At 58.1% G+C, this 23,738-nt stretch carries 19 protein-coding genes; 7 read left to right on the forward strand and 12 right to left on the reverse strand.

The annotated features are described in order from the left end of the window. Nucleotides 1-1,470 (reverse strand): IMP dehydrogenase, encoded by a 1,470-nt coding sequence (gene guaB / locus CPH17_RS08215; protein ID WP_074397285.1) that lies wholly within the window; start codon nucleotides 1,468-1,470, stop codon nucleotides 1-3. A 173-nt stretch (nucleotides 1,471-1,643) separates the two neighbouring features. On the opposite strand from guaB, the gene CPH17_RS08220 reads away from it, so the two are divergent. Both CPH17_RS08220 and xseA read left to right on the forward strand, forming a co-directional pair. After that, entirely contained in the window at nucleotides 1,644-2,234 is a 591-nt protein-coding gene (locus CPH17_RS08220; RefSeq protein WP_096300920.1) for a DsbA family oxidoreductase, read from the forward strand. Between the two features lie 4 nt (nucleotides 2,235-2,238). Then, nucleotides 2,239-3,582 (forward strand): exodeoxyribonuclease VII large subunit, encoded by a 1,344-nt coding sequence (xseA, locus tag CPH17_RS08225; protein WP_096298998.1) that lies wholly within the window; start codon nucleotides 2,239-2,241, stop codon nucleotides 3,580-3,582. Nucleotides 3,583-3,617: 35 nt separating this feature from the next. On the opposite strand, the gene CPH17_RS20035 is transcribed toward xseA, so the two are convergent. After that, nucleotides 3,618-3,761, reverse strand: coding sequence for a hypothetical protein (locus CPH17_RS20035; protein WP_172822107.1), 144 nt, complete (start codon nucleotides 3,759-3,761; stop codon nucleotides 3,618-3,620). A gap of 388 nt (nucleotides 3,762-4,149) precedes the next feature. Between CPH17_RS20035 and CPH17_RS08230 the strand changes: the two genes are divergently transcribed. Next, nucleotides 4,150-5,004, forward strand: coding sequence for an SDR family oxidoreductase (locus CPH17_RS08230; RefSeq protein ID WP_096298999.1), 855 nt, complete (start codon nucleotides 4,150-4,152; stop codon nucleotides 5,002-5,004). Here the strand turns inward: CPH17_RS08230 and argA are convergent. The 3 genes from argA to CPH17_RS08245 all read right to left on the reverse strand — a co-directional run bounded on the left by argA (nucleotide 5,001) and on the right by CPH17_RS08245 (nucleotide 8,444). Further along, nucleotides 5,001-6,317 (reverse strand): amino-acid N-acetyltransferase, encoded by a 1,317-nt coding sequence (gene argA / locus CPH17_RS08235; RefSeq protein WP_096300921.1) that lies wholly within the window; start codon nucleotides 6,315-6,317, stop codon nucleotides 5,001-5,003. The genes CPH17_RS08230 and argA overlap by 4 nt on opposite strands. A 131-nt stretch (nucleotides 6,318-6,448) precedes the next feature. After that, on the reverse strand, nucleotides 6,449-7,717 hold the full coding sequence (locus CPH17_RS08240) for an inorganic phosphate transporter (protein ID WP_074397288.1): 1,269 nt from the start codon (nucleotides 7,715-7,717) through the stop codon (nucleotides 6,449-6,451). 46 nt (nucleotides 7,718-7,763) lie between these two features. Further along, nucleotides 7,764-8,444 (reverse strand): TIGR00153 family protein, encoded by a 681-nt coding sequence (locus tag CPH17_RS08245; protein WP_074397289.1) that lies wholly within the window; start codon nucleotides 8,442-8,444, stop codon nucleotides 7,764-7,766. A gap of 136 nt (nucleotides 8,445-8,580) precedes the next feature. Between CPH17_RS08245 and CPH17_RS08250 the strand changes: the two genes are divergently transcribed. Together CPH17_RS08250 and CPH17_RS08255 are read left to right on the forward strand one after the other, a co-directional pair. Then, nucleotides 8,581-9,468 (forward strand): CYTH domain-containing protein, encoded by an 888-nt coding sequence (locus CPH17_RS08250; protein WP_096299001.1) that lies wholly within the window; start codon nucleotides 8,581-8,583, stop codon nucleotides 9,466-9,468. 36 nt (nucleotides 9,469-9,504) lie between these two features. Next, nucleotides 9,505-10,422, forward strand: coding sequence for an ion transporter (locus CPH17_RS08255; RefSeq protein ID WP_096299002.1), 918 nt, complete (start codon nucleotides 9,505-9,507; stop codon nucleotides 10,420-10,422). Nucleotides 10,423-10,476: 54 nt separating this feature from the next. Here the strand turns inward: CPH17_RS08255 and CPH17_RS08260 are convergent, their stop codons facing one another. The 3 genes from CPH17_RS08260 to CPH17_RS08270 form a co-directional block, all read right to left on the reverse strand. Beyond that, on the reverse strand, nucleotides 10,477-11,253 hold the full coding sequence (locus CPH17_RS08260) for a 5'-nucleotidase, lipoprotein e(P4) family (RefSeq protein WP_096299003.1): 777 nt from the start codon (nucleotides 11,251-11,253) through the stop codon (nucleotides 10,477-10,479). A 285-nt stretch (nucleotides 11,254-11,538) separates the two neighbouring features. Continuing rightward, on the reverse strand, nucleotides 11,539-12,162 hold the full coding sequence (locus CPH17_RS08265; protein ID WP_096299004.1) for an L-threonylcarbamoyladenylate synthase: 624 nt from the start codon (nucleotides 12,160-12,162) through the stop codon (nucleotides 11,539-11,541). Between the two features lie 46 nt (nucleotides 12,163-12,208). Continuing rightward, nucleotides 12,209-13,129, reverse strand: a complete 921-nt coding sequence (locus CPH17_RS08270) for a PHP domain-containing protein (RefSeq protein ID WP_441316764.1) — start codon at nucleotides 13,127-13,129, stop codon at nucleotides 12,209-12,211. 132 nt (nucleotides 13,130-13,261) lie between these two features. On the opposite strand from CPH17_RS08270, the gene CPH17_RS08275 reads away from it, so the two are divergent. Beyond that, nucleotides 13,262-13,561 (forward strand): YciI family protein, encoded by a 300-nt coding sequence (locus CPH17_RS08275; protein WP_074397294.1) that lies wholly within the window; start codon nucleotides 13,262-13,264, stop codon nucleotides 13,559-13,561. Between the two features lie 157 nt (nucleotides 13,562-13,718). Continuing rightward, on the forward strand, nucleotides 13,719-15,725 hold the full coding sequence (gene mnmC, locus CPH17_RS08280) for a bifunctional tRNA (5-methylaminomethyl-2-thiouridine)(34)-methyltransferase MnmD/FAD-dependent 5-carboxymethylaminomethyl-2-thiouridine(34) oxidoreductase MnmC (RefSeq protein WP_096299006.1): 2,007 nt from the start codon (nucleotides 13,719-13,721) through the stop codon (nucleotides 15,723-15,725). Here mnmC and CPH17_RS08285 read toward each other — a convergent pair. From CPH17_RS08285 to smc, 4 genes are all read right to left on the reverse strand, one after another. Beyond that, a complete protein-coding gene (locus CPH17_RS08285) occupies nucleotides 15,722-15,997 on the reverse strand; it encodes a YheU family protein (RefSeq protein ID WP_074397296.1) in 276 nt (91 codons plus the stop codon). The two genes, mnmC and CPH17_RS08285, sit on opposite strands and share 4 nt — an antisense overlap. Then, nucleotides 15,994-18,030 carry an NAD-dependent DNA ligase LigA gene (ligA, locus tag CPH17_RS08290; protein WP_096299007.1) on the reverse strand — a complete coding sequence of 679 codons (2,037 nt, stop codon included), beginning with the start codon at nucleotides 18,028-18,030 and terminating at the stop codon, nucleotides 15,994-15,996. Before ligA ends, CPH17_RS08285 begins: the two co-directional genes overlap by 4 nt. A gap of 112 nt (nucleotides 18,031-18,142) precedes the next feature. Further along, entirely contained in the window at nucleotides 18,143-19,762 is a 1,620-nt protein-coding gene (locus CPH17_RS08295) for a cell division protein ZipA C-terminal FtsZ-binding domain-containing protein (protein ID WP_096299008.1), read from the reverse strand. 471 nt (nucleotides 19,763-20,233) lie between these two features. Further along, nucleotides 20,234-23,725 (reverse strand): chromosome segregation protein SMC, encoded by a 3,492-nt coding sequence (smc, locus tag CPH17_RS08300; protein ID WP_096299009.1) that lies wholly within the window; start codon nucleotides 23,723-23,725, stop codon nucleotides 20,234-20,236. Nucleotides 23,726-23,738 lie beyond the last annotated feature (13 nt).

Genomic DNA, 23,738 nt, shown 5'->3' on the forward strand with positions numbered 1-23,738 from the left:
TTAGCTCACCCGGTAATTGGGGGCTTCTTTGGTGATCTGCACGTCGTGGACGTGGGACTCGTTAAAGCCAGCGCCGGTAATTTGGACGAATTCGGGCTTGGTACGCATTTCCTGGATATCGCGGCAACCGGTGTAGCCCATGGAGGCGCGTAGGCCGCCCATCATCTGATGAACGATGGCGCTCATCATGCCTTTATAGGGCACGCGGCCTTCAATGCCTTCTGGCACCAGTTTTTCAGCGCCTTCGCTCTTATCCTGGAAGTAGCGGTCGGCGCTGCCTTGATTCTGCGACATCGCCCCCATGGAGCCCATACCGCGGTAGGCTTTGTAGGTACGGCCCTGGTAAAGCTCGACTTCGCCGGGGGCTTCTTCGGTGCCGGCCAACAGGCCACCCACCATCACTGCACTGGCGCCCGCCGCAATCGCTTTGGCCAAATCACCGGAGTAGCGGATGCCGCCGTCGGCGATCACCGGTACGTCTAACTCTTTCAGTGCTTCCGCCACGTTGGAAACCGCGGTGATTTGCGGTACGCCCACTCCCGCAACAACGCGGGTGGTGCAGATAGAACCCGGGCCAATGCCGACTTTAACGCCATCCGCACCGGCGTCGGCCAGCGCTTTGGCGGCCGCGGCAGTGGCGATGTTACCGCCAATCACCTGAATGGCCGGGAAGTGCTCTTTGATCCAGCGAACGCGTTCAATCACGCCTTGGGAGTGGCCGTGGGCCGTATCCACAATGATCACATCCACGCCGGCTTCGGCGAGAGCTGCGACGCGGTCCGGGGTTTCCGGGCCGGTGCCTACCGCCGCACCCACTAGCAAGCGGCCGTCGCTGTCTTTGGCGGCCATCGGGTAGGTGCGGGCTTTTTCGATATCCTGGAAGGTCACCAGGCCACGCAGGTGGAAGGCGTCGTCAACGATCAGCATTTTTTCGATGCGGTGTTCGCGCATTTTGGCTTTGCTGGTTTCGAGATCGGTGCCTTCCTTGACGGTAATCAGCCGCTCGCGGGGCGTCATGATCGCTTCAACGCTGTCGCCGTGGTTGGGCTGGAAACGCATATCGCGCTCGGTCACAATGCCCACCAGGGTTTCGCCTTCAACCACCGGGAAGCCGGAAAAACCGTATTCGCGCGCCATAGCCAACAGGTCTTCAAGCTTGGCTTTGGGGCTGACGGTGACCGGGTCTTTTACAATCACGCTTTCGTGCTTTTTCACCTTGCGCACTTCAGCGGCTTGCTGGGTCATCGCCATACTTTTATGGATAATGCCAATGCCGCCTTCCTGTGCCATCGCAATCGCCAGACGCGCTTCGGTTACCGTATCCATTGCAGCGGAAACCAGCGGAATATTGAGGGTGAGATGGCGAGTCAGGCGGGTTTTAAGGCTCACATCCTTGGGGAGAACGTCGGAGAAGCCAGGCAGGAGGAGTACGTCGTCGAACGTAAGTGCTTCTTGGGCCATACGTAGCATAGCGGCAACACCCAATTTGAAGTGGAAGACGGGGCGTGAAAAGTTAATCCCCCATTATAACGGTTAGAGGGCCGCCCCAGCAATGTAGAGACGCCATTACGCTTATACCAATGGCTAATGACGTTTAATGGTAGGCTGATACGGCGTTAATGTAAGACGAAAAGGGGTCGATGGTGAGCCAAGAAATTATTGTATATAGCGACTACGTTTGCCCCTTCTGCCTGCTGGCGGAAGAGGTGATTGCCCAGGCCACCGAGGGCTTGGATGTTGAGGTTCGCTGGCGCCCCTTCGAGCTGCGCCCTGCCCCGGTGCCTACCTTAAAGGTAGAAGATCCATACCTGCCCCGCGTTTGGCGCGAGTCGGTTTACCCCATGGCGGAAAAGCTCGGCGTGCCGATTAAGCTGCCCACTATCTCCCCGCAGCCGCGTACTGACAAGGCCTTTGAAGTATTCGCCATGGCCGAAGAACACGGTGTCGGCCACGCCTATTCGATGGCCACGTTAAAAGCGTTCTTCCAGCAGGAGCGCGATATCGGCGACCCGAATGTGCTGGCCGATATTGGCGAAGCTGTCGGGCTGGCGCGTCAGGCGGTGCTCGATGCCCTCGCCGATGGCCGCTACCGCGAGCAGCATCAAGCGGCGTTGCGCCACGCGGTTGAAGAGGCGCACATCCAATCGGTGCCTACCTTGATCATCGGCGGTGAAACGGTTCAGGGCGTACCCGACCCGCTGGCTCTGCGACGCTTCCTCACCGAGCGCACCTAACACCATGGCTGCGACTACCCCCCAGGCACTCTCCGTTAGCCAACTCAATCAGCGCGCTAAGCAAACCCTGGAACGCGATGTGGGCGAGGTATGGGTGGAGGGGGAGCTTTCCAACGTCTCGCGCCCGGCGTCGGGGCATATCTACTTCACCTTAAAAGATGACCGGGCGCAGATTCGCTGTGCGCTGTTTCGTCAGCGGGCGCGGTTTGTGTCAGCGCCAATGCGGGATGGCGATCAGGTCAAGCTGCGCGGGCGGGTGTCGCTATTCGAGCCGCGCGGTGACTACCAGCTAATTGCCGATGCGGTGCAGGCCGCCGGGTTGGGCGAACTGCTGGCGGCCTTTGAGCGCTTAAAAGCGCAGCTCGACGCTGAAGGCGTGTTTGCCAATGCGCGCAACCTGCCCTTTCCACCGCGCAAGCTGTTGATTTTAAGCTCGGCCACCGGCGCGGCGATTCGCGATGTGCTGGCGGTGCTGGCGGCGCGCTGGCCGCTGGCAGACGTGACGCTGATTCCGGTGCCGGTCCAGGGAGCGGAAGCCGCGCCTGCAATGATATCGGCGCTGGCCCTGCTCAACCGCCAGGCGAGGCTCGACCCCGAGCGGGATGTGATTCTGATTACCCGTGGCGGGGGGAGCCTTGAAGACTTATGGGCGTTTAATAACGAGCATTTAGCGCGGGCGATTTTTCATTCGCGACTGCCGGTGATGTCGGCGGTGGGCCACGAAGTGGATGTTACCCTGGCGGATTTCGCGGCGGACATGCGCGCGCCTACGCCGTCTGCCGCGGCCGAACGACTGGTGCCAGACCAGCACACCCTCAAGCGCCAGCTTGAGCACCATGAAAACCGCCTGATGCGGGCCATGCAGGCGCGGCTGGAGCGCGATAGCCAACGGCTGGATACCCTGCGCGCCAAGCTGCGCCACCCCGGCGAGCAGCTCAACCGTCAGCGCCAGCATTTAACGACGCTCAGCCAGCGCTTAAGCCGCGCCATGCAGCAACAGCTAACCCAGCAGAAGGCACAGGTCTCCCAGCTTACCAAGCGCCTCGCCAGCCAGGATATGGCCAAGCTGCACCGTGCGGAGCAAGAACGGGTAAGCCTGTTGCGCCGCCGCTTAGGCGTTGCCATGCAGCGCCAGCTGGAAACCCGCCAAGCGCGGTTAACCAGCGCCGCCCGCGAGCTTAATGCGGTCAGCCCACTGGCAGTCCTGGGGCGCGGTTACGCCATCGCTCAGGATGAACAGGGGCAGGTGGTACGCCGCGCCGATGACACAGCCCCCGGCCAGAAGCTCAAGCTTCAGCTAGGCGAAGGCAGGCTAAGCGTGGAAGTAAAACGGCGCTACAGGAAGTAGCGCCGCTAGTGCTTGGTTGACGGGGTCAACGTCGCTTATTTCTTGCCCTTGTCCGATTTCTGGGGCGAATCATCAGAATCTGGGTTCACGTGGTGCGTGTCGGGCATCGGGTTGGCTTCGTCGTGATGGTCGTCTTGATGCTTGGGATTTTTCTGGTCTTTCTTATCGGGTTGTGCCATATCACGTGCTCCTTACGATAAATGGTCTTTGGCATTACTTTGCCTGCTTTCACTGTAGCCTTTCCCCGGTAACTTGCAATGCAAGGGTTCCTCGCTCTCCCCTCTATCTAAACGTCTAAAAATATTTACAAACAAACGCTTAATAAACAAAAACCAAACATTCATAAATAAATTAGCAAACTAAATAACGCTAATACACTGTCGCTATCGCAGGCATTTTTTAGTGTTGGGAAGCTACGTCGTGAATAGGTTTGCCCCTTCTGGCAACCTGGGTCTACATTGAGAACGGGTGCCCAAGGAGACAGGCATCCACCCCAAAACATTTGCCCATTTTTTACCGGCAATATGTTTGCTAACAAGTTTTGTGCTACTAAAGGAGTGCCTGCACATGAGCGATCAGTATCAACCGCCTCAGCATCAAGCCAAGCAGCCGGGCGACGAGCACGCGATGCACCCCGAGCCCGAGTACATTCGCGAAAGCTACAAAGGGGCCGACAAGTTATTGGATAAAGTGGCCATTATTACCGGTGGCGACAGCGGCATCGGCCGCGCGGTGGCGGTCCACTATGCCCGGGAAGGCGCGGATAGCGTCATTGTACATTTGAAAGAAACCCAAGATGCCAAAGAGACTCAGCGGCTCGTGGAGGCTGAAGGTCGCCGTTGCTTGGTCTTGAAAGGCGACGTAGGGGCACCCAGCTTCTGCCGGGAGATTGTAAAGCGCACCCTGAAAGAGTTCGGCAAAATTAATATCGTGATTAACAACGCGGCCGAACAGTACGACTGGCGCGATATCAGCGAGATTCCTGACGACCAGCTCCAGCGTACCTTTCAAACCAATCTATTTAGCCACTTTTACCTGACCAAGGCGGCACTACCTCACTTGAGCGAAGGCGATACGATCATCGCCACCTCGTCGATCAACGCCTTTAAAGGCAACGATACGCTAATTGATTACACCGCCACCAAAGGGGCAATTCAGGGCTTGGTTCGCTCGCTGGCCATGTCGCTGATGGACCGCGGCATCCGCGTGAACGCCGTGGCCCCTGGGCCGGTATGGACGCCGCTGATTCCTGCCAGTTTCGATGAGGAAAAAGTCGCTGCGTTTGGCGGCCAGGTGCCGATGAAACGCGCGGGGCAACCCAGCGAAATGGGGCCAGCCTATGTCTATTTGGCCTGCGAAGAATCCTCCTACATGACCGGCCAGACTATGCACTTAAATGGCGGCGTGATCCTGAACACCTAGCCCGTCAACGTCTTGACCAGCACCTTGGATTTGCGCGCGTAGTTGTAGGTCTCGCGCTTCAGTGGCGGCAGTTCCTCAAGGCTCGCCGTGCGGAAGCCGCGCTCCACAAACCAGTGAGCGGTGTGCGTGGTGAGCACGAACATTTCCTGTAAGCCCCGCTGGCGGGCACGACGCTCCAGCGCCTCGACCAAACGCTCGCCACGTTCGCCGCCGCGGTAATTGGTGTGCACGGCCACGCAGGCGAGTTCGGCAATCGAGGTGCTGGGGAACACATGCAGGGCCGCGCAGCCGATCACCATGCCATCGCGCTCGATGACCATGTAATCGTCGATTTCGTGTTCCAATCGCTCACGCGAACGGGCTACCAGCATGCCGCGATGCTCCAGCGGTTCCAGCAGCTCCAGCAGACCAGCCACATCGTTAAGCGAGGCGGGGCGCAGCTGTTCGTAGCGATGCTGGGTGATCATCGTCCCCACGCCATCGCGGGTAAACAGCTCACCCAGCAAGGCATCGTTGTTGCGCCAGGAAAGCAGGTGTGTGCGGGCCACCCCTTCGCGCGCGGCGGTGCAGGCGGCGTTGAGGTGGCGTGCTAACTCACTGCCGGGGGAGGCGTGCTGCAGGCGTGGTTCGGCCTCAAAGGGTGAAAGCTGGCGCAGAAGCGCGCCCTGCTCATCTTCCAGGCCTTCCGATTCACCCAGCAATATCAGCTTATCGGCTTTCAGCGCCACCGCCGCGTGCTGGGCAACGTCGGAGGCATCCAGGTCGAACACCTCGCCGGTGCTGGAAAACCCCAACGGTGGAAGCAGCACTAACGAGCCTTTGTCCAGCAGGCCTTCAATGGCACTGGCGCGCACCCGGCGCACTTCGCCGCTGTGATCAAAATCGATCCCGTCACGCACGCCAAGTGGTTTGGCGGTCACCAGGTTGCCGGAAATCACGCTCAACTCCACGCCGTGCAGCGGCGTGCTGGGCAGGCCCAGTGAAAGCCGTGCTTCCAGCCACAGCCGCTGGTGAGCCGCTACTTGCTCAACATGGGCCATTACGGCGCGGTCTGCCACCCAGCGGCCATCAACCCGTGTTGGCTCAACACCCGCCGCGCTCAACGCCTCGTGCACCTGAGGGCGAATGCCAAACACCACTACCAGACGTACGCCTAGCGTATGCAGCAGTGCCAAATCCTGGATCAGTTGCTCCCCTCGGCCAGACGCCATGGCTTCGCCTTCAATTAAGATGACAAAGGTTCGCCCCCGGTGCGCATTAATATAGGGGGACGCATTACGAAACCAGTCGACAAAAGGGAAACGTGTATCCAAGGGGCCGCTCTCCGGCAGCAGGTGAATGAACTCGCTATTGATTACTTTACCAGAGCGCAAAAAATAGCGGCACCTTCTAATGAAGATGCCGCCATGATTTTACGCGTAAGTTAACGTCATACTATGCATCGTTAGCCGCCGAACATACCCTTAAGCATAAAGAAGAACAAAATGGCCAGGCCAGCACCGGCGGGAAGCGTAATCAACCACGACATGGCAATGGTGCCAATTACTCGCAGGTTGAGCGCGGTCATACCCCGCGCCAAGCCCACCCCAAGCACGGCACCCACCAGCGTATGCGTGGTCGAGATCGGCAAGCCTGTGCCAGAAGCCAGCACCACGGTGGTGGCAGCGGCAAGCGTTGCTGCAAAGCCACGACTGGGGGTCAGCTCGGTGATTCCCGTGCCCACGGTGGCAATCACTTTATGCCCGTAGGTGATCAGGCCCACTACGATGCCGCCACCGCCGAGCACCAGCACCCACCAGGGCACCAGCGCCGAGCCTTCAATTTCGCCACCGGTTTGTACCACGCTGATGACCGCCGCTAGCGGGCCAACCGCATTAGCCACGTCATTAGAACCGTGGGCAAACGCCATGGCGCAGGCCGTGAAAATCATCAACACGCCAAAGGCGCGCTCCACATTAGCGTAGCCAAAGTGGTCGTCGCTGCTTTGCACGTACTGTACGCGGCGCTCCATCAACACGCCAATGCCAGTGATAATCAAACCAAGAATGATCGACAGCACCAGGCTTTGTGAAAAGGTAATATCCAGCCCCACGTGCTTTAAGCCCTTGGTCATGGTAACCATGGCTACCACAAAACCCACCAGGAACACATAGCCGGGCAAATAACGCTTGGCGGCAGCTAGCGGGTCAGAGGCTTCAAATACCAAGTGGTGTACCGACTTAAACAGTACAAAGCCCACCGTGCCTGCCAACAATGGCGAGACCACCCAACTGGCGGCAATGGTGCCCACGCTGCCCCAATCCACCGTCGCTGCGCCCAGCCCGGCTACCGCAAAACCGACAATCGCGCCCACAATCGAGTGGGTGGTCGATACCGGCCAGCCTTTCATGGAGGCAATTAATAGCCAGGTCGCCGCCGCCAATAGCGACGCCAGCATACCGTAAACCAGAAGTTGAGGATCTTCTTGAAGCAGTTCGGGGTCGATAATGCCTTTGCGGATGGTGTTGGTCACCTCACCACCGGCAAGCCAAGCCCCTAGGAACTCAAATACCACGGCGATCATAATCGCCTGTTTAATGGTGATGGCCTTCGAGCCAACCGAGGTACCCATGGCGTTGGCGACGTCGTTGGCACCCACGCCCCAGGCCATAAAAAAGCCGAAAAGACAGGCCAGGATGATAAAAATATCACCATACTGAGCAATGATCTGCATAACGCTTCCCTTGTTTGGGGATCAGGTATTAATTTGGGCGCACAAATTAATTGGCGGTCATGATCTGAAGGCGGCTGCCTACGCGCTCAGCGCGGTCAGATAGCTCGCCGACCCAGTCGATAATCTTGTAAAGGAAGACCACATCAACCGGTGGCAACTCACTTTCCAGGCTAAATAGCTGGCGGCGAATCGCGACCTGCTGGCCATCCGCCTGGTGCTCAAGGGTATGCAGTTCACGAATCATGTTCTGCATCACATCCGAGACGTTGCGTCCAAAGCCCGACTCCAACAGGTCCTTGAGTTCTTCCAGCGCCTGGCGGGCTTGCGCCACGCACGCCACACTAGTGCGGATGTAGTCACGCATGGGATCCGCCAATTCGGTGGGCACGGTCATTTTACGTCCCAGCATAATGCCGGTAATGTCGCGTGCTTTATTGGCGATTTTGTCCTGTACGCTGATCAGGTCGAGCAGATCAGAACGCGAGACGGGCAAGAACATGGTGTTGGGAAGGTTTAAACGCAGTTCGGTTTTGAGTACGTCTGCATCGTGCTCTAAGCGAGTGACGTTTTCGCGCAGCTGCCCAGCGCTCTCCCAATCGCCTGCCAGCGTTGCTTCGAAGAAAGGCAGGAGTTGGTCAGCACATTCGTTCGCCTTGACGATATGCGCGAGTAGCGGCTGGAATGGCGAGCGGCCAAACATCGCGGAGAAAGGGTTAGAAGTAACCATAAAGCCTTTACGCCTGTTTTCGGGAAGCCAGGAAATGGCGGCCACAGTATAGTGAGTGCGTCTGCCGCCGTCATGAAAAGTTCACAATGTCATTAAAATTTAATCTAAATGTCATAGTATAGAGGTGGCAATTGTTATGAAACCCTCAGCGCCAACCGAGATCGAACTGAAGCTTGCCCTCGCCCCTGATGGCCCAGCGGCACTTTGCCAGCACCCCCTTTTAGAGGGGTTGACGCCTCAGCGGCAAACGCTCATCAATACCTATTTCGATACGCCCCAGGGCGCATTGGCCCAGGCGCACATCGCCGTGCGGCTGCGTCAGGTGGATGATCAGGTGCTGCAAACGGTTAAAACGGCGGGTCACGGGGGCGGCGGATTTTCTCAGCGCCAGGAGTGGGAGTGGCCTGTGGCTTCGCTTGCGTTGGATACCCAAGGATTAGCCGAGCTGCCCCCTTTTCAGGGCGAGGCGAGCCAAGTGATTTCTGCACTTGCCCCCCGCTTAAATACCGACTTTGTACGCCAAAGCTGGCAAGTAGTGTGGCAGGAAAGCCACATCGAGCTGGCCTTGGACCAGGGGGAGATTCATAGCGGCGGGTATCAGGCCACTATTTGTGAAGCCGAACTGGAGCTTAAAAAAGGGGAGCCTGAGGCACTTTGGTCCCTCGCCCTGGCGCTGGCTGAGCATGTACCGCTGCGTCCCTCCGACAGCAGCAAGGCGGCCCGGGGCAATGCTTTAGCCGCTCAACACTGGCCACTGCCCGAAGCCACAACGCCCGCGCAGTGGATGTATCGCGCTACGCTGGCGCTGGACGCCTACCACGACAGCCACAGCGCCGAGCACCTGGCCATCGCTCAAACAGCGCTCGCCACGCTTTCGGCCGAGCCGTCACTCACCGATGAGGCGCATGATGATATCGAGACGATGCACCATGCCTTGGAAATCTCTAATCAGCCCAACGTTGCCTATGGCCAAGCGGCATTGGCCTTTGCCCATCGCTTGGCGTATCAAACCGCGCTACGCTAAACCTGCTGCTTTTACGGCTCTTTCAGGACGGTATTGATGAACTTTCCCTTACATCCGGGCGCAGAAGGATTGCGCACGAAGCTTTTCCATATCATTTTCGAGTCTGATACGCCGGGGGCCAAAGCGTTCGACATCGGCTTGATTTTGGCGATCTTGCTCAGCGTGTTAGTAATTTTGCTGAGCAGTGTTGAGGCCTATGCCGAGCGCTACGGCACGCTTTTCTATGTGCTGGAGTGGATATTTACCCTGCTGTTCAGCGTCGAGTTGTTGCTGCGTATGTACTGCTTGGAGCGCCCTACGCTCTATCTGAAAAGCTTCTACGGCATTGTCGACTTGATCGCCATCCTGCCCACCTGGCTGGTGTTACTGATACCCGGTGCCCACGCCTTGGTGATTGTGCGGATCCTGCGGGTGCTGCGGATTTTCCGCATTCTACGGCTGATGGAGTTTGTCGGTGAAGCGCGGCTGCTGATTGATGCGTTAAAGCGTAGTCTGCGTCAGATTCTGCTGTTTTTCTTCGCCATTTTTATGGTGGTCACGCTGTTTGCCGCGCTGATGTATGTGATCGAATCGCCGGAAGCTGGTTTTACCAGTATTCCCATGTCGATCTACTGGGCGATCGTCAGTATGACCACGGTGGGCTATGGCGACATTGTCCCAGCAACGCCGCTAGGCAAGTCCATCACCGTGGTGCTCATGCTGCTGGGTTACTCAATTATCGCCGTACCCACCGGGGTGTTCTCCGCCCAGGTGATTCGCTCGATTCGCGAAGATCGCTATTCCGATGAAGCCTGCCCCGGCTGCGGCCACGACCACCATGAAAAACGCGCCCGCTACTGCCTGCGCTGCGGCACTTGGCTGGACGAAGACAGCGAAGATCCGCGTAAACAAGACGATGAAAAGAAAGACGACCAGGGGAAAGACGCAGACAAAAACGCGCCCCAGGATAGTTAAACCTGGGGCGCGCCGCGTTTCTTTGCTATTGGATGGCGTGATTATCTAACCCCATCAATCCACTTCGTGCGGGGCTTCCCAAGCGTTCAGGTCAGCCTCGCTCCAGTCTCCATACGTTGCATTGGGGAAAACAATCCAGTCTTTACCGAAGCGTTCAGCATTATCGTCGACCAACGTACGCTGCTCCTCTAGGTCCGCCTCAGCGAACTCACCGGCAAAATCGTGCAGCGTATCGCCAAGTTGCATCACCAGCGTGTGGCCATCTTCAACCTCAGCACGACGTTCTGACTTGGGTGGGCCTAATAACTTCACGCTATCTTCAGAGACTTGGGGTAGCTCCAATGCCTCAAGCGTGGCCAGGGTATCGGCTTTATTTTCCTGGTAGCGATCAGAGACATAGTAGATCGCCACGTCGTGCTCATCAGCGAATTCAAGGAAATCCTTCGCACCGGGAATCAAACGCGGGTCCCCTTCACGCTCCCAATGCTTCCAGGTATCCCAGGTGGTGAAGTCATGACAGGCTTGCATGTCGCGCACCAGCAAAGCGCTGTTATCCAACACTGTTTCATCAAGGTCGGTAATGATCGCAAGGTCAGCATCGTCGCCGTGGGCCTCGATCTGCTCTTCAAGGCGGTAGGTGGCAAGCTCAAACCCCTGACGCTGCAAAGCGATGGCTTCGGCTGATTGCTGCTGGAAGCGCAGCCCCATGGCGTATTCAGCCTGGGCGCAGTCCGCTTCATCGTTCGCCACTGCCTGGCCCGCGAGCGGCAAACTCGCCAAGCTGGTCAGCGCCGCGAAAGTGGCTGCATTACGGTAACGAGATAGAGTCATAAGGCAATCTCCTTTTATCGGCAACCAAAAAGCAGCGAGAATTCACCACCGTCTGAATCACCCTTAGTTATCGATAGAGCGCATCTATACCGTATTTTATTTTTATTGATCATTCAAATAATTAAAAAAGAAGCAATATCACTTTGAGTAACAGGCGCTGGCTAGATGGATTGGCGAGTGGCAGGCTACCCCCAAGCGGACGCATGGGGGTTTAGGGTGATGAACACTAAAGAGAGGCTTCGGTGTACAGCGTCTTAGTAGGAAAGGGATTAGTCAGTAAAGGCGTTAGCCGGTAAAGGGAGTGACATCCCCGCGTCCTTCGCGGACGATTTTGGGAGGCAGCTCGCGCAGATCGATCACGCTGGTGGGGTCCAGATGGCAGGCACCGCCGTCAATAATCAGATCAAGATGGGTGCCAAACCGCTCGCGAATGTCTTCGGCGTCGCTCATCGGCAAATCCTCGCCGACGGGGATCAGGGTAACGCTCATCAACGGCTCACCCAGCGCCGCCAGCAGTGCGTGGGTTATCCGGTGATCCGGCACGCGCACGCCGATAGAGCGGCGTTTGGGATGCAACAACAGACGCGGCACCTCGGTGCTTGCATCTAAAATAAACGTGTAGGCGCCTGGCGTATGCGCTTTAAGCAACCGAAACACGTCGTTGTCGACCTTGGCGTAGGTGCCGATCTGCGACAGATCCGAGCACACCAGGGTAAAGTTGTGCTTATCGTCCAGCGAGCGCAGCCATTTGATTTTCTCAATGGCTTTTTTCTCGCCCAGGTGGCAACCCAATGCATAGCCAGAGTCGGTCGGGTATGCGACCACGCCGCCTTTGCGGATAATCTCAATCGACTGGTCGATCAACCGCTTCTGCGGGTTTTCAGGATGAATCTGGAAATATTGGCTCATGGCTTGCTCCTGACGGTTATTAGTGGTCGATACCGCCTACCTTAGCTTACGCAGCGGCCAGAGGCCCAGCCGGCGCATCTTGCAGATGGCGTAAACGCGGATGCTGCCAAATAGGCGGCGCTGCGGTGCGCGGTATCAAGCTCATGCTACCGGGGGCGGCGTGGCTGCCGGGAAAGTGAAAATCACTGCCCATTGAGGCGTATAGGTCGCGCTCCACCAGTTGGCGAGCCAAGTCGCGAGTACTGTCCGGGTTTTGCTGACCGCTGACCAGCTCCACTGCCTGTCCGCCAGCGGCCTGAAACGTATCCATCAACAAACCGCGTTTGCGCCGGGTCAGCCCGTGTCGCAGCGGATGAGCCAGCACGGCAACGCCGCCCGACGCCACCACCCAGCCGACCGCATCGCTGATCTCCGGCCAGTGGGCCTTTATGTCGCCCTTCTTGCCGCTGCCCAAATAGCGTTTAAAGGCGCTTGCCCAATCGGCCACCATGCCGTCTGCCACCAATGCGCGAGCAAAGTCGGGCCGTCCCAGTGGGCGGTCACTACCCGCTTGCTCGCGCGCCTTGTCCAGCGCATCGGCCAAGCCGGCTTTCTCGAGTCGCTCGGCGATCACTTCGGCACGCTTGATTCGCGCCTCACGCTGGTGGATTAACCCGTCTACCAACGGGCCTTGGAGGCCGCCTGGCATGAGCGCCACCATGTGGATGTTAATGCCCTGCCAGCGGGTGGATAACTCGCAGCCGGGCAGCATGCATATGCCCGCTGCGGCGGCTGCTTGTCCCGCTTCGCTAACGCCATCCATGGTATCGTGATCGGTCAGCGCCATGTGGGTAAGTCCGCGCTCTGCGCACAGCGTTACAAGCTCGGTGGGAGTAAGCGCACCATCGGACGCCGTCGAATGCATGTGTAAATCAACGGGGTAACGCTGGTCAGTCTCAAACGTATTGGGAAGTCGAGGCATAGGCATGACGCCGTGTGGCGAGTTTGTCAGAATAAGGGCGATTTAATTCAATATGGTGCGCGCTTATGCCGGTGCGGTCAATTGCGCCACCCCTGTGGCTCGCCCTTTTGATCCTTTTTCATTCAAGGAGTTATGCACATGTTGTATGCCATCATCAGCGAAGATACCCCCAACAGCCTGGAACGCCGTTTAGCCGCCCGCCCTGATCACCTCGCACGTTTGGAAGCGTTGCGCGATGAAGGCCGCTTGGTGCTCGCAGGCCCCCATCCAGCTATTGATGCCAATGACCCGGGCGATGCCGGTTTCAGCGGCAGCTTGGTTGTCGCTGAGTTTGCCAGCCTGGAAGAGGCCGAAAGCTGGGCCGATGCCGACCCCTACATGATTGCCGGTGTCTACACCCGCGTCACAGTCAAACCGTTCAAGAAAGTTATGCCTTGACCCTAGCGGGTGAATATGGAGGGTCCGTCGGCTTTTTCACAGAGGCTGTGGAAAACTCTGTGAAAACACGGCGGACGCTTTTCTGTAAGCCAGAGATAACGCCTCAATTCACAAATTGGTCATTTTTTAACCACCTTTCTTCAACACGGATAACCGCGTGACGCAACGTCCTTCCCCTTTGCCCCCTCTCGTGGCGTTAACGTCGCCATCGCTCACCTGGAACGGTACGGAACCGCATTCTGAGGCCTTCGACGACGTTTATTTTTCCCGCGATAATGGCCGCGCCGAAACCGAGCATGTTTTTATCAACGCTAATCACCTGCCCGCCCGCTTTGCTGAGTGGCAACCGCAACGGGCCTTTGTGATTGGCGAGACAGGCTTTGGCACCGGGCTGAATATGCTGTGTGCCTGGGCGTGTTTTGAAGAGCGAGCACCGTCGCATGCCCGGCTTCATCTGATATCCACAGAGAAGTTTCCCCTCGACCGCGCCTCGCTCTCCCGTGCCCTTAGCGCCTGGCCAACACTTGCCACTTATGCACAGGTGCTTTGCGATCAGTGGCCCGAGGCGGTCAGCGGTATCCACCGCTTGCACCTGAGCGAACGCGTCACGCTGGATGTGCATTTTGGCGACACTACCGAGCGTTTGGCATTGCTTGATGGCCAAGTGGACGCGTGGTTTTTGGACGGCTTCGCGCCTTCCAAAAACCAGGAGATGTGGAAGCCTGAACTATTTGAAGTAATGGCCGCCCGCTCGCGCCCCGGTGCCACGTTCGCCACCTTCACCTGTGCGGGCATCGTCAAGCGCGGTTTAAAAGCCGCCGGGTTTGCGTGGCAAAAGGTACCCGGCTTTGGGCGCAAGCGGGAAATGCTTGCAGGCCATATCGCCGCGCCCCCCTGCGACGCGCGACGCCGTGCTACGCCGTGGTTTACACCGCCTGAGTGCCTTGATCACCAGCATGTGGCGGTGATTGGCGCGGGCATCGCCGGCGCAAGCGTCGCCGCTGCACTGGCCAGGCGCGGGGTCAGGGTCACTGTGGTGGAGCGCGACGCACCCGGTGCGGGCGGTTCAGGCAATCGCCAGGGAGCGCTTTACGTCAAACTGGCGGCTGAAACCAATCATCAAAGCCGGTTTTATTTGGCCGGGCTCATGTATAGCCAGCGCTGGCTTAACCAGCAAACCACGGACACGCTGCTGTGGCAGTCAAGCGGCGTGGTACAGCTAGCGTTAAGCGATAAGGAAGCCCGTCGCCAGCAGCGCTTCATGGCGTATCACCCGCTGCCGGAGGCGGTGGTTTCAGCGCATACGGAAAGGCTCAGCGAGCTTGCGGGGGTACCGATCAGTGCCCAGCATGCGCTGTTTTATCCCCAAGCGGGCTGGGTGCGACCTAAAGCGCTATGCGAACACTTACTTAACCACCCGCTGATTAGCGTTCACCGAGGGGACGTGACGCAAGTGCACCGCGATGGGCAGTGCTGGTGCCTAGACCTGATCAACGGCGATGCGATCTGCGCCGATCAGGTGGTGATCGCCAACGCCCAACAGGCCAACCGCTTTGCGCAAACCGCGCAACTGCCGTTACAGCAGGTACGTGGACAAATCAGCGAAGTGACACTGCCTGATGACGTGCAAACGCCTCAGCGTGTGGTTTGCGCAGGCGGCTATGTATCACCGCCCGTCGACGGCGTGCTGACCTTCGGCGCCAGCTTTGTGCCCAACAATGACAGCCGCCACGTCACCAATGACGATCACCAGCGTAATATCGACGAGTTACGCCTCGCCTTACCTCAATGGGTTGAAGCCCTTGAAGAGGCAGGCGTTGCGCTATCCCCTGAATTACTCAAAGGCCGCGCCGCGGTGCGGGCGGCTAGCCCCGATAAAAGCCCCTATGCAGGGCCGCTGCCGGTGGCTGACGCATGGCAGGAGGCGTATCAAGCGTTAGGCAAGGACGCCTCGAAAGTGCCGGATACCGTGGGCGAGCATTACCCAGGGCTGTGGATATCCACCGCCCACGGCTCAAGGGGGCTTGCCAGCGCGCCGCTATGCGCCGAGGTGATTGCCTCGCGGATGTGCGGCGACCCGCTACCCCTGGAAGTGCCATTGGTGGACCACCTCCACCCGGGGCGGCGCATTATCAGCGCCATTATTCGTGGAACGACGACTTAAATGTCGCCTTCCTCCTCGTCATCGCCAATATCGCGCCCAAAGGCTCGCCATTGGGCCAGGGTCATCACCTCGGTCATTTCAAGTTCCAGGTCGTGGGCAATGATCAACTCATTGCGTTCAAGCTGCTTTTTAAGCTCCACGACCCAGCCGTGCATGCCCTCGCCGGTGGTATCGGTGGTGTCGTAGCCCTGGCGTGTCACAAAGGCTTCCAGCAGGGCATCTAAGGTTTCCGGCGGTAGCATGCGTGCCGGGACTTCGATGAATCGGCTCATTCGCGTTGCTCCCATTCAGCCAGGCGCTCGATAAAAGCCGCCTCATCAACGACCTCGACGCCCAACTGCTCCGCTTTGGTTAATTTACTGCCCGCGGCTTCTCCCGCGACCAGGCAGGTGGTTTTTTTCGATACGCTGCCCGCCACTTTCGCGCCCAGGGCCTGCAGGCGGGCTTTGCCTTCATCGCGGGTCATCGATTCAAGCGTGCCGGTGAGCACCCAGGTCTGGCCATCAAGCGGTGTGGGGCCTTGGATGACTTCCGCTTCTTGCCATTGAATCCCAGCATTACGCAGCGCTTGTAGCGTGTCCTGATTGTGAGGCTGACGGAAGAAAGTATGCACATGAGCAGCAACAATCGGGCCCACATCGCTAACCGCTTCCAATGCAATTACCTCAGCCGCTTGGATGGCTTCAAGCGTACCAAAGTGATGGGCCAGGTTAGCCGCCGTGGCCTCGCCCACCTCACGGATACCCAATGCGTAGATAAACCGCGCAAGCGTCGTGGATTTGGCTTTCTCCAGCGCATTAACCAAATTGGTGGCTGATTTTTCCCCCATGCGCGGCAGGCTTTTAAGCTGTTCAACGGTCAGATGAAACAGGTCAGCCGGACTTTTCACCCAGTCCAGGTCAACAAGCTGCTCGATAAGCTTTTCCCCCAGGCCGTCGATATCCAACGCTTTGCGGCTGGCGAAATGTTTCAGCGCCTCTTTACGCTGGGCAGCGCAGTAGAGCCCACCGGAGCAGCGTGCAACGGCCTCATCGGCTAAACGCTCGATCTCGGAACCGCACACCGGGCAACGGTCAGGAAAGGTAATTGGTCGGGCATCAGCGGGCCGTAGTGAGGTGTCCACCCGGACCACCTGGGGAATCACGTCGCCGGCTCGACGAATAGCGACGGTGTCACCAATCCTCACGCCTAAGCGCTCGATTTCATCGGCGTTATGCAGCGTAGCGTTGGATACCGTCACCCCAGCCACCGTCACCGGCTCAAGCCTTGCCACAGGGGTGATAGCACCGGTACGGCCCACCTGAAACTCAACCTCGTTGAGCGTAGTGACTTCTTCCTGGGCGGGGAATTTAAACGCCACCGCCCAGCGCGGCGCCCGGGCAACAAAGCCCAGCTCCCGCTGATGGCGCAGGTCGTTGACCTTGATGACCACGCCGTCGATGTCATAGCCAAGCGCGTCACGCTTTTCGCCCAGTTGATCGCAATAATCAGCCACGGCTTTCGGGCCGTTCATGGTGGTTAGCTCGGTACTGGTGCGAAAGCCAAGCGTGGCAAGCCGCGCCATTAAGGCACTATGGCTCGTATCACCCAGTTCGGGCTCAAGCCGTGCCGCCTGGTAGGCATGGAATTCCAGCGGCCGTGTCGCGGTAATTCGCGGGTCAAGCTGGCGCAGGCTACCGGCAGCGGCGTTGCGCGGGTTGGCAAATACCTTGCTGCCCTCATCACGGGCACGTTCATTGAGTGCTTCAAAACCCTTGTGGCGCATGATCACCTCACCGCGCACTTCCAGCAGCTCAGGTACGTTTTTACCCATCAGCTTCAAGGGCACCGAGCGCAGCGTGCGCAGGTTGGAGGTAATGCCCTCGCCGGTGCGGCCGTCGCCGCGGGTGGCCCCGCTGACCAGCACGCCCTGCTCGTAGACCAGCGATACGGCGGCACCGTCAAGCTTGGGCTCACAGCTGAACTCGATGTCGTCTGCCTGACATTCCAGGCGCTCGGCGACGCGTTCCGCAAACGCATGAATATCGTCGCGGCTGAAGGCGTTATCCAGCGACAGCATGGGAATGGCATGAGGCACTTCAGGAAAGCCGTCGGCGGGCGCTGCACCCACGCGCTGGGTCGGTGAGTTAGGCGAGACCTGCGAGGGATGTTCGTCCTCTAACTGCTTTAAGCGCTGGAACTTACGGTCGTAGTCCGCGTCAGGCAGCGTAGGTTCATCCAGCACGTAGTAGCGGTAGTTGGCGTCTTCCAGCTCGGCGCGAAGCTGGTTGATCTCGTCCAGCACGTTAGGGTCAGGCTGACTCATTGAAGCAGATTCTCGTCGACAGGCTATTAGCGGTGATACAAGTTAACGGTATTATGCAATAAAAAACACCCGCCCTCTGCAAGAGGACGGGTGTCGGAGAGCAAGCGGCTGTTTAGTGGGCTTGCATATGGCGATGCAACCGGTGCCTACGTTCGAACTCATGCACGCGTTGGCGTGCAAACTCAATGGTTTGTGCCGTCATCACGCTATGGTTCTCATCTTTCAATTCGCCGCCCATGTGACGTACAACCACCATGGCGGTTTCGACCATGGCCTCGAACGCCGCCGAGCTATCGTGGGCGCCGGGGAGCGGCATCAGCAAAGTGATACCAGGCGTCACAAACTCATCCATTTCTTCAATGGGGAAGACGCCAGGTTTAACGACATTGACCATGGAGAACTGCAGTTCGCTGTCGGCGCTTTCGGTTTCGAAACGGTGGAAAACGCCCATAGCGCTGCTGTAGCGTAAACCGCAGGCCATCATCAATTCCAGCAGCTTGCCACCGTCAAAGCCGGCGGGGTCGCGTGAAAGCACGCTGATCACCACCACTTCGTCAGCATTGGTTAACGTTTCTTTGGCATGTTCTCCGCAAACGTCATGACGCAATGCTTTTTCTAACGCAGGGTGAGTACGTACGACCCCTTCAGGTGCGTCAGGCTCATGCGACTCTGCAGCAGCGTAGTAAGCGTCTTCCTCAGCGGCATACTGGGCCATTTCGGCGGCACGGGCGAGACGTTCTTCCTCGGCAGCCTGAGCTTCCAGTTCGCGTGCTTGCGCCTGCTCCTGAGCAATGCGAGCTTTTTCAGCTTCAGCCGCTTCCTCGGCCTCTCGGCGCTGCTCTGCTTCAAGGGCCTTACGTTCTGCTTTCTGTTTTGCCAGTGCTTCGGCGCGGCGCGCCTTTTCGGCTTTTTTCAACGCGCGCGCTTTACGGTGAGCAATCATGCGCTGTTTCAGCGAACGACCAATCTCTTCAAAATCCACCAGACGATAGGCTTCTTCATCATCGTCATCATGGTATTCGCCAGCAATATCACTGCGCAACTGACGGCGTTTTGGTTGCGAGTCGGATGAAGCATGTTTAGCAAACGCTGCATCTTCAGGCTCAGCGCGCAGCACCGGCGTGTCGTCATGGCTCATTTGCGCGGTTGCCGTACGCTCGGTGTCGCTTTCGTCCATGGCACTCATACGAGGCTCGTGGGCCGCAGCGGTAACGGCATCATCAGCTACCGGCGTGACTTCGTCGGAAGAAGACACCGCAGGCTCGCGATGGTGCTTTTCGGGCTCAGACGTTGGCTCAGGCATTTTCACCTCGGGGCGCTGGGCACGCGTCGCGGTCGCTGCTTTGGCGGTGCGCGTGGTGACTGGGTGCTCATCCCGACCCTCTTCAACCTTTGAGGCGACAGGCGAACTTGCCTTATGGGTACTGCGCTTAAACTGTGAAAGTATCTTTGACGGTCCAGGGTGCTCTTGGCGTTCTAACTTCGGCTTTTGACTCAGACCGCTATAATCGGCGGGCTTAACCACACGCGCGCCACCATTGGGAAGTTCCCAGTTTATTTCAGCCTCTTTAGCCGCATCACTGAACTCGGTAGACGGACTTGATGGCGTCTCGCCGACGGCTTGGTCGAGGCGAGGAACGCGACGCTGACGCTGGAGTCGTCTTACCCCATCAATAACGATGAGGGATACCAACGCCAGTCCTAAAATGATTAGCCACTCTCTTAATTCCATGTTGAACATTCCATGGGTCATCTTGACGGTTGCTAAGGCGCGATGCCTAAAAATTAGAACACTACTATTAAATCTATACTTACCCCAAGCATAGCGCGATTACTACGAAAAGGGCCACTTTTTGTTAATTTTCACGTTATCGCACATTTTTTAACGTTATTTAAGTCAAAAATTCGACTATAACGCGGGCTATAAGTGCCCCATTGCCTTCCTATTAACTAATTACCCTGTGCGATAGCAACATCCTTTACCTTTGAGTCCCTTGCTAGCAACGCAAGCTCACCTCTTTAAATCGTGCCCTGTGAGTGCCGGGCGCCGGGTATGCTTACTGCTTTTTCTTCGCTAATGAGGACTCAAAAACACTCATTGCCGAATAATATAGATAAGTTTAGCGCCTTGAGTCACTTTTTTTAACTCTGGGCGTGGATTATTAAGCGCTAGGGTAGTTAATAACGTTAACGCTTGCGAGCTTTAATCCACCAACGCAGCCGCTTCTTCAATGCCTACCGAGACCATTCGCGAGACCCCAGGCTCTTGCATGGTGACACCCATTAAGCGCTCGGCGGCCTCCATGGCAATTTTGTTGTGGGTAATATAGATGAACTGAACGTTATCCGACATCTCTTTTACCAGCTTGGCATAGCGCCCTACATTGGCATCATCTAGCGGGGCATCTACTTCATCCAGCATACAGAATGGCGCTGGGTTTAACTGGAAGATCGCAAATACTAACGAAAGTGCTGTCAGTGCCTTTTCACCTCCGGATAGTAGATGAATAGTGCTGTTCTTTTTACCCGGCGGGCGCGCCATGATCGCTACACCGGTTTCCAATAAATCATCGCCGGTGAGCGTTAGCCAGGCGGTGCCCCCGCCAAACACTCTGGGAAATAAGGTTTGTAGGCCTGTATTGACTTGATCAAACGTATCTCTAAAGCGCACACGAGTTTCTTGATCAATACGCTTGATGGCACGCTCTAGGGTTTCCAGTGCTTCGCTTAATTCGGCATGCTGAGCTTCCAGGTAGTCCCGCCGCTCAGCCTGCTGGTCGTATTCTTCAATCGCTGCAAGGTTAATGGCCCCTAAGCGGCGTATTTTGTCCGTAGTGCTTTCCAGCCGCGCCTGCCAAGCGGCTTCACTGGCGTCGCTGGCGAGTTGTTCCGCCAGTGTTTCGCTGTCGTGGCCCAGTTCAGTGAGCTGTTCATCTTGGGTGGCAGCTTTTAGCGCCAGCGCCTGCACATCCATACGCCGCTGCTGAAGCTGCTCGCGGCTCTGCTCTAGATTGCGTTCGTGCTGTTGGCGGGTGAGTTCGTCGTTACGCAACTGCTCCGCCAACGTTTGCGTTTTCTGGCGCGTGTCGTTTAAACGCTGTTCTTGCTGCTCGCGCTGTTGGAGCAGCTCTTCAAGCTCTTCGGCGGCAAGTTCGTCGGGTTCCAGCAAGGTTTCCCGCGAGGCTTCCAATTCCTCAATCCGCAGTGCGAGGCGCTCTTCGCTATCATTGCTGCGTGCTTGCTGGGAGCGCAGGCTATTACCCTCGGCGTTTAATCGTTCACGCTCCAGCGCTAGGGCCTGCTGGCGGGCTTTCAATGGCGCCTGCTGTTGATTCAGACGTTCGCGCTGTTCGCGCTGGTTATCTCGCTGATCGGCGCTGGTGTCGCGCGCCTCAGCGGCTATTTCCAACTGCTCCATTGCCTCGTGCCAGCGGGCACGCTGCTCATCGAGAGTAAGCGCTAACTCTGCTTCATCTTCTTGTAGCTGGCGTAGCTCGTCATCCAGCTCACTGGCACGGCTTTCCAGATGTTCCAGACGTTGGGCCAAGCGTTGCTCTGTTACCGCGAGCTGCTGAACCGTGGCGGCATGAGCACGCTCTTCCTCTGCCTGCCGTTCACGGGTGTGCTCAAGCGTCTCGATGGTTTCACTGGCGGCCTCGCACTGGGCTTCGGCAAGTGCCAACGCCTCCTCGTCGTGCTCACGGCGAGTTGCCAACTCATCAAGGCGACGGCGCGTGACCAATAGCGCATCGACGCCTTCGCCGTTGGCCTGCTGATGCAACCAACCCCGCCCGCGCCACACGCCATCACGGGTCACCACGCTTTCGCCAGGGCCAAGCGTGGCTAATAGCGCGTCGGCTCCATCGCCACTCTCAGCATAGTGAATACTTGCTAACCAGCCACTTAGTGCGCCAGCGCCGCTCACCAGTGCATCCAGGCGTTGGCCCCCGTGCAAGGGCGGCGGTGCCTGGTCAATCAAACACCAATCAGTGGCAAGCGCTTCGGGCAATGCTTTTAACTGATCACCGGCTACCAGACGCGCATTGAGCCACGGCGCTAGCAGCCAAGAAATCACCCGCTCCCAGCCGGGCTCAACGCTAATCGCTTCACCCAACCGTGGCGCATCGGCAAGTCCATGGGCAGCTAACGTTTCGGTGAGGTGCGGGTCGTGATCGGCAAGGGCGGCATCAATCAGCGCTTGCAGCGAGGCAAGCTCGCCCTGACGCTGGCTTAACTCGGCACGTTGTTGGTCACGCGTCTGGGTAGCCTGCTGGTAAGCCGCCTTGGCCTCGTTGTAGCGCTGCTGCCAATGGTCGCGCTCGGTTTGAAATGCCTCGGCGCGCTGTTCAGCCGCTTCTTTTTGAGTTTGGCATTCAGCGTGCTCGCTGCGTAACTCGGTGACGTCGGCCAGCTCGCCACGCTGTTGGTGGCGGCGCTGGCGTTCGGCCTGTAGACGGGCAATGCGTTGTTCAAGATCGCGTAGCTGATCCTGGCGGCGTTCGGCTTCGCGGCTGGCATCGCGCCAGCGGCTTTCGGCATCCGCCCACTGCTGCTCGGCGGCCTCAAGGGAGGGGCTCGCGTCGGCTAGCGTTTGCTCCAGGGTTTCAAGTTGTTCGTCGAGCGCTTCATGTTCGGGCAACAATTCGTCTAAACGCGCTTCAATGGTCACTAAGCGCTCTTGATCACCTTCGCTGACCCGGCGCTGCTCGTCGAGGTCACGCCGGGCCGTTTCGATGTCGCTGGCGAGCTGGGCTTCGCGGCTGCGCCGGTGGGCCTGGTCCTGTTCGAGGCGGGCGATACGGGTGGTGGTTTCAAAAAACTGCTGTTGGTGACGTTCGAGCACTTCGGCCAGTTCGTCGTGCTGCTCACGGGCTTGCTCCAGACGCGTTTCGCACTGACGAACGCCAAACACGTCTTTTTCAACGGCGATCTCCAACTCGCGCACCCGGCTTTCTTGGTGGGACTGTTCAGCCCGCAGAGCCCGCCCGCGCAACACGGCGAGTTCACCTTTCAGTTGGAACTCCTGCTGCTTTAATGCCTGGTAGCGTTTAGCCGCCTCAGCTTGCCGCTTTAGCCGCTCGAGCTGCTTGTCGAGCTCTTCGCGAATATCGTCTAGCCGCTCTAGGTTTTCCTGGGTACGCCGCATACGATTTTCGGTTTCCCGGCGGCGCTCTTTGTATTTGGAGATGCCCGCGGCCTCTTCCAGCGTGGCGCGCAGATCGTCCGGGCGGGCGTCGATCAGCCGCGAAATCATGCCCTGGCCGATAATCGCGTAAGAACGCGGGCTCAGGCCGGTACCCATAAACAGGTCGGCGATATCCCGGCGGCGGCACTTTTGGCCGTTAAAAAAGTAGTTGGACTGGCCGTCGCGGGTCACCAGGCGCTTCACCGCGATTTCGGCGTATTGGGCATAGACACCGCCCATGGTGCCATCGCGGTTGTCGAACTTCAGCTCAATGGACGCCTGGCCCACCGGCTTGCGCCCCGTCGAACCGTTAAAGATGACATCGGCCATGGACTCACCGCGCAGGGTCTTGGCGGAGGACTCCCCCATTACCCAGCGCACGGCGTCGATAATATTCGATTTTCCGCAGCCGTTGGGTCCGACGATAGCGGTCATATTGCCGTCGAAAGGCACGGTGACCGGATCGACGAACGACTTGAAGCCGACGAGGCGTATCGACGTTAAACGCATGGAGAGTACACGT

It is taken from the genome of Halomonas sp. hl-4 (assembly GCF_900215475.1).
Classification (GTDB): Bacteria; Pseudomonadota; Gammaproteobacteria; order Pseudomonadales; family Halomonadaceae; genus Vreelandella.

What these genes read in the sequence shown, in the direction of transcription:
- CPH17_RS08250 (WP_096299001.1), top strand. Translation starts at nt 8,581, where the DNA reads ATGAAACCCTCAGCGCCAACCGAGATCGAACTGAAGCTTGCCCTCGCC.
- CPH17_RS08255 (WP_096299002.1), top strand. Translation starts at nt 9,505, where the DNA reads ATGAACTTTCCCTTACATCCGGGCGCAGAAGGATTGCGCACGAAGCTT.
- guaB (WP_074397285.1), bottom strand. Translation starts at nt 1,470, where the DNA reads ATGCTACGTATGGCCCAAGAAGCACTTACGTTCGACGACGTACTCCTC.
- CPH17_RS08270 (WP_441316764.1), bottom strand. Translation starts at nt 13,129, where the DNA reads ATGCCTATGCCTCGACTTCCCAATACGTTTGAGACTGACCAGCGTTAC.
- smc (WP_096299009.1), bottom strand. Translation starts at nt 23,725, where the DNA reads ATGCGTTTAACGTCGATACGCCTCGTCGGCTTCAAGTCGTTCGTCGAT.
- CPH17_RS08230 (WP_096298999.1), top strand. Translation starts at nt 4,150, where the DNA reads ATGAGCGATCAGTATCAACCGCCTCAGCATCAAGCCAAGCAGCCGGGC.
- CPH17_RS08275 (WP_074397294.1), top strand. Translation starts at nt 13,262, where the DNA reads ATGTTGTATGCCATCATCAGCGAAGATACCCCCAACAGCCTGGAACGC.
- CPH17_RS20035 (WP_172822107.1), bottom strand. Translation starts at nt 3,761, where the DNA reads ATGGCACAACCCGATAAGAAAGACCAGAAAAATCCCAAGCATCAAGAC.
- CPH17_RS08285 (WP_074397296.1), bottom strand. Translation starts at nt 15,997, where the DNA reads ATGAGCCGATTCATCGAAGTCCCGGCACGCATGCTACCGCCGGAAACC.
- ligA (WP_096299007.1), bottom strand. Translation starts at nt 18,030, where the DNA reads ATGAGTCAGCCTGACCCTAACGTGCTGGACGAGATCAACCAGCTTCGC.
- CPH17_RS08265 (WP_096299004.1), bottom strand. Translation starts at nt 12,162, where the DNA reads ATGAGCCAATATTTCCAGATTCATCCTGAAAACCCGCAGAAGCGGTTG.
- CPH17_RS08240 (WP_074397288.1), bottom strand. Translation starts at nt 7,717, where the DNA reads ATGCAGATCATTGCTCAGTATGGTGATATTTTTATCATCCTGGCCTGT.
- CPH17_RS08245 (WP_074397289.1), bottom strand. Translation starts at nt 8,444, where the DNA reads ATGGTTACTTCTAACCCTTTCTCCGCGATGTTTGGCCGCTCGCCATTC.
- xseA (WP_096298998.1), top strand. Translation starts at nt 2,239, where the DNA reads ATGGCTGCGACTACCCCCCAGGCACTCTCCGTTAGCCAACTCAATCAG.
- CPH17_RS08295 (WP_096299008.1), bottom strand. Translation starts at nt 19,762, where the DNA reads ATGGAATTAAGAGAGTGGCTAATCATTTTAGGACTGGCGTTGGTATCC.
- CPH17_RS08260 (WP_096299003.1), bottom strand. Translation starts at nt 11,253, where the DNA reads ATGACTCTATCTCGTTACCGTAATGCAGCCACTTTCGCGGCGCTGACC.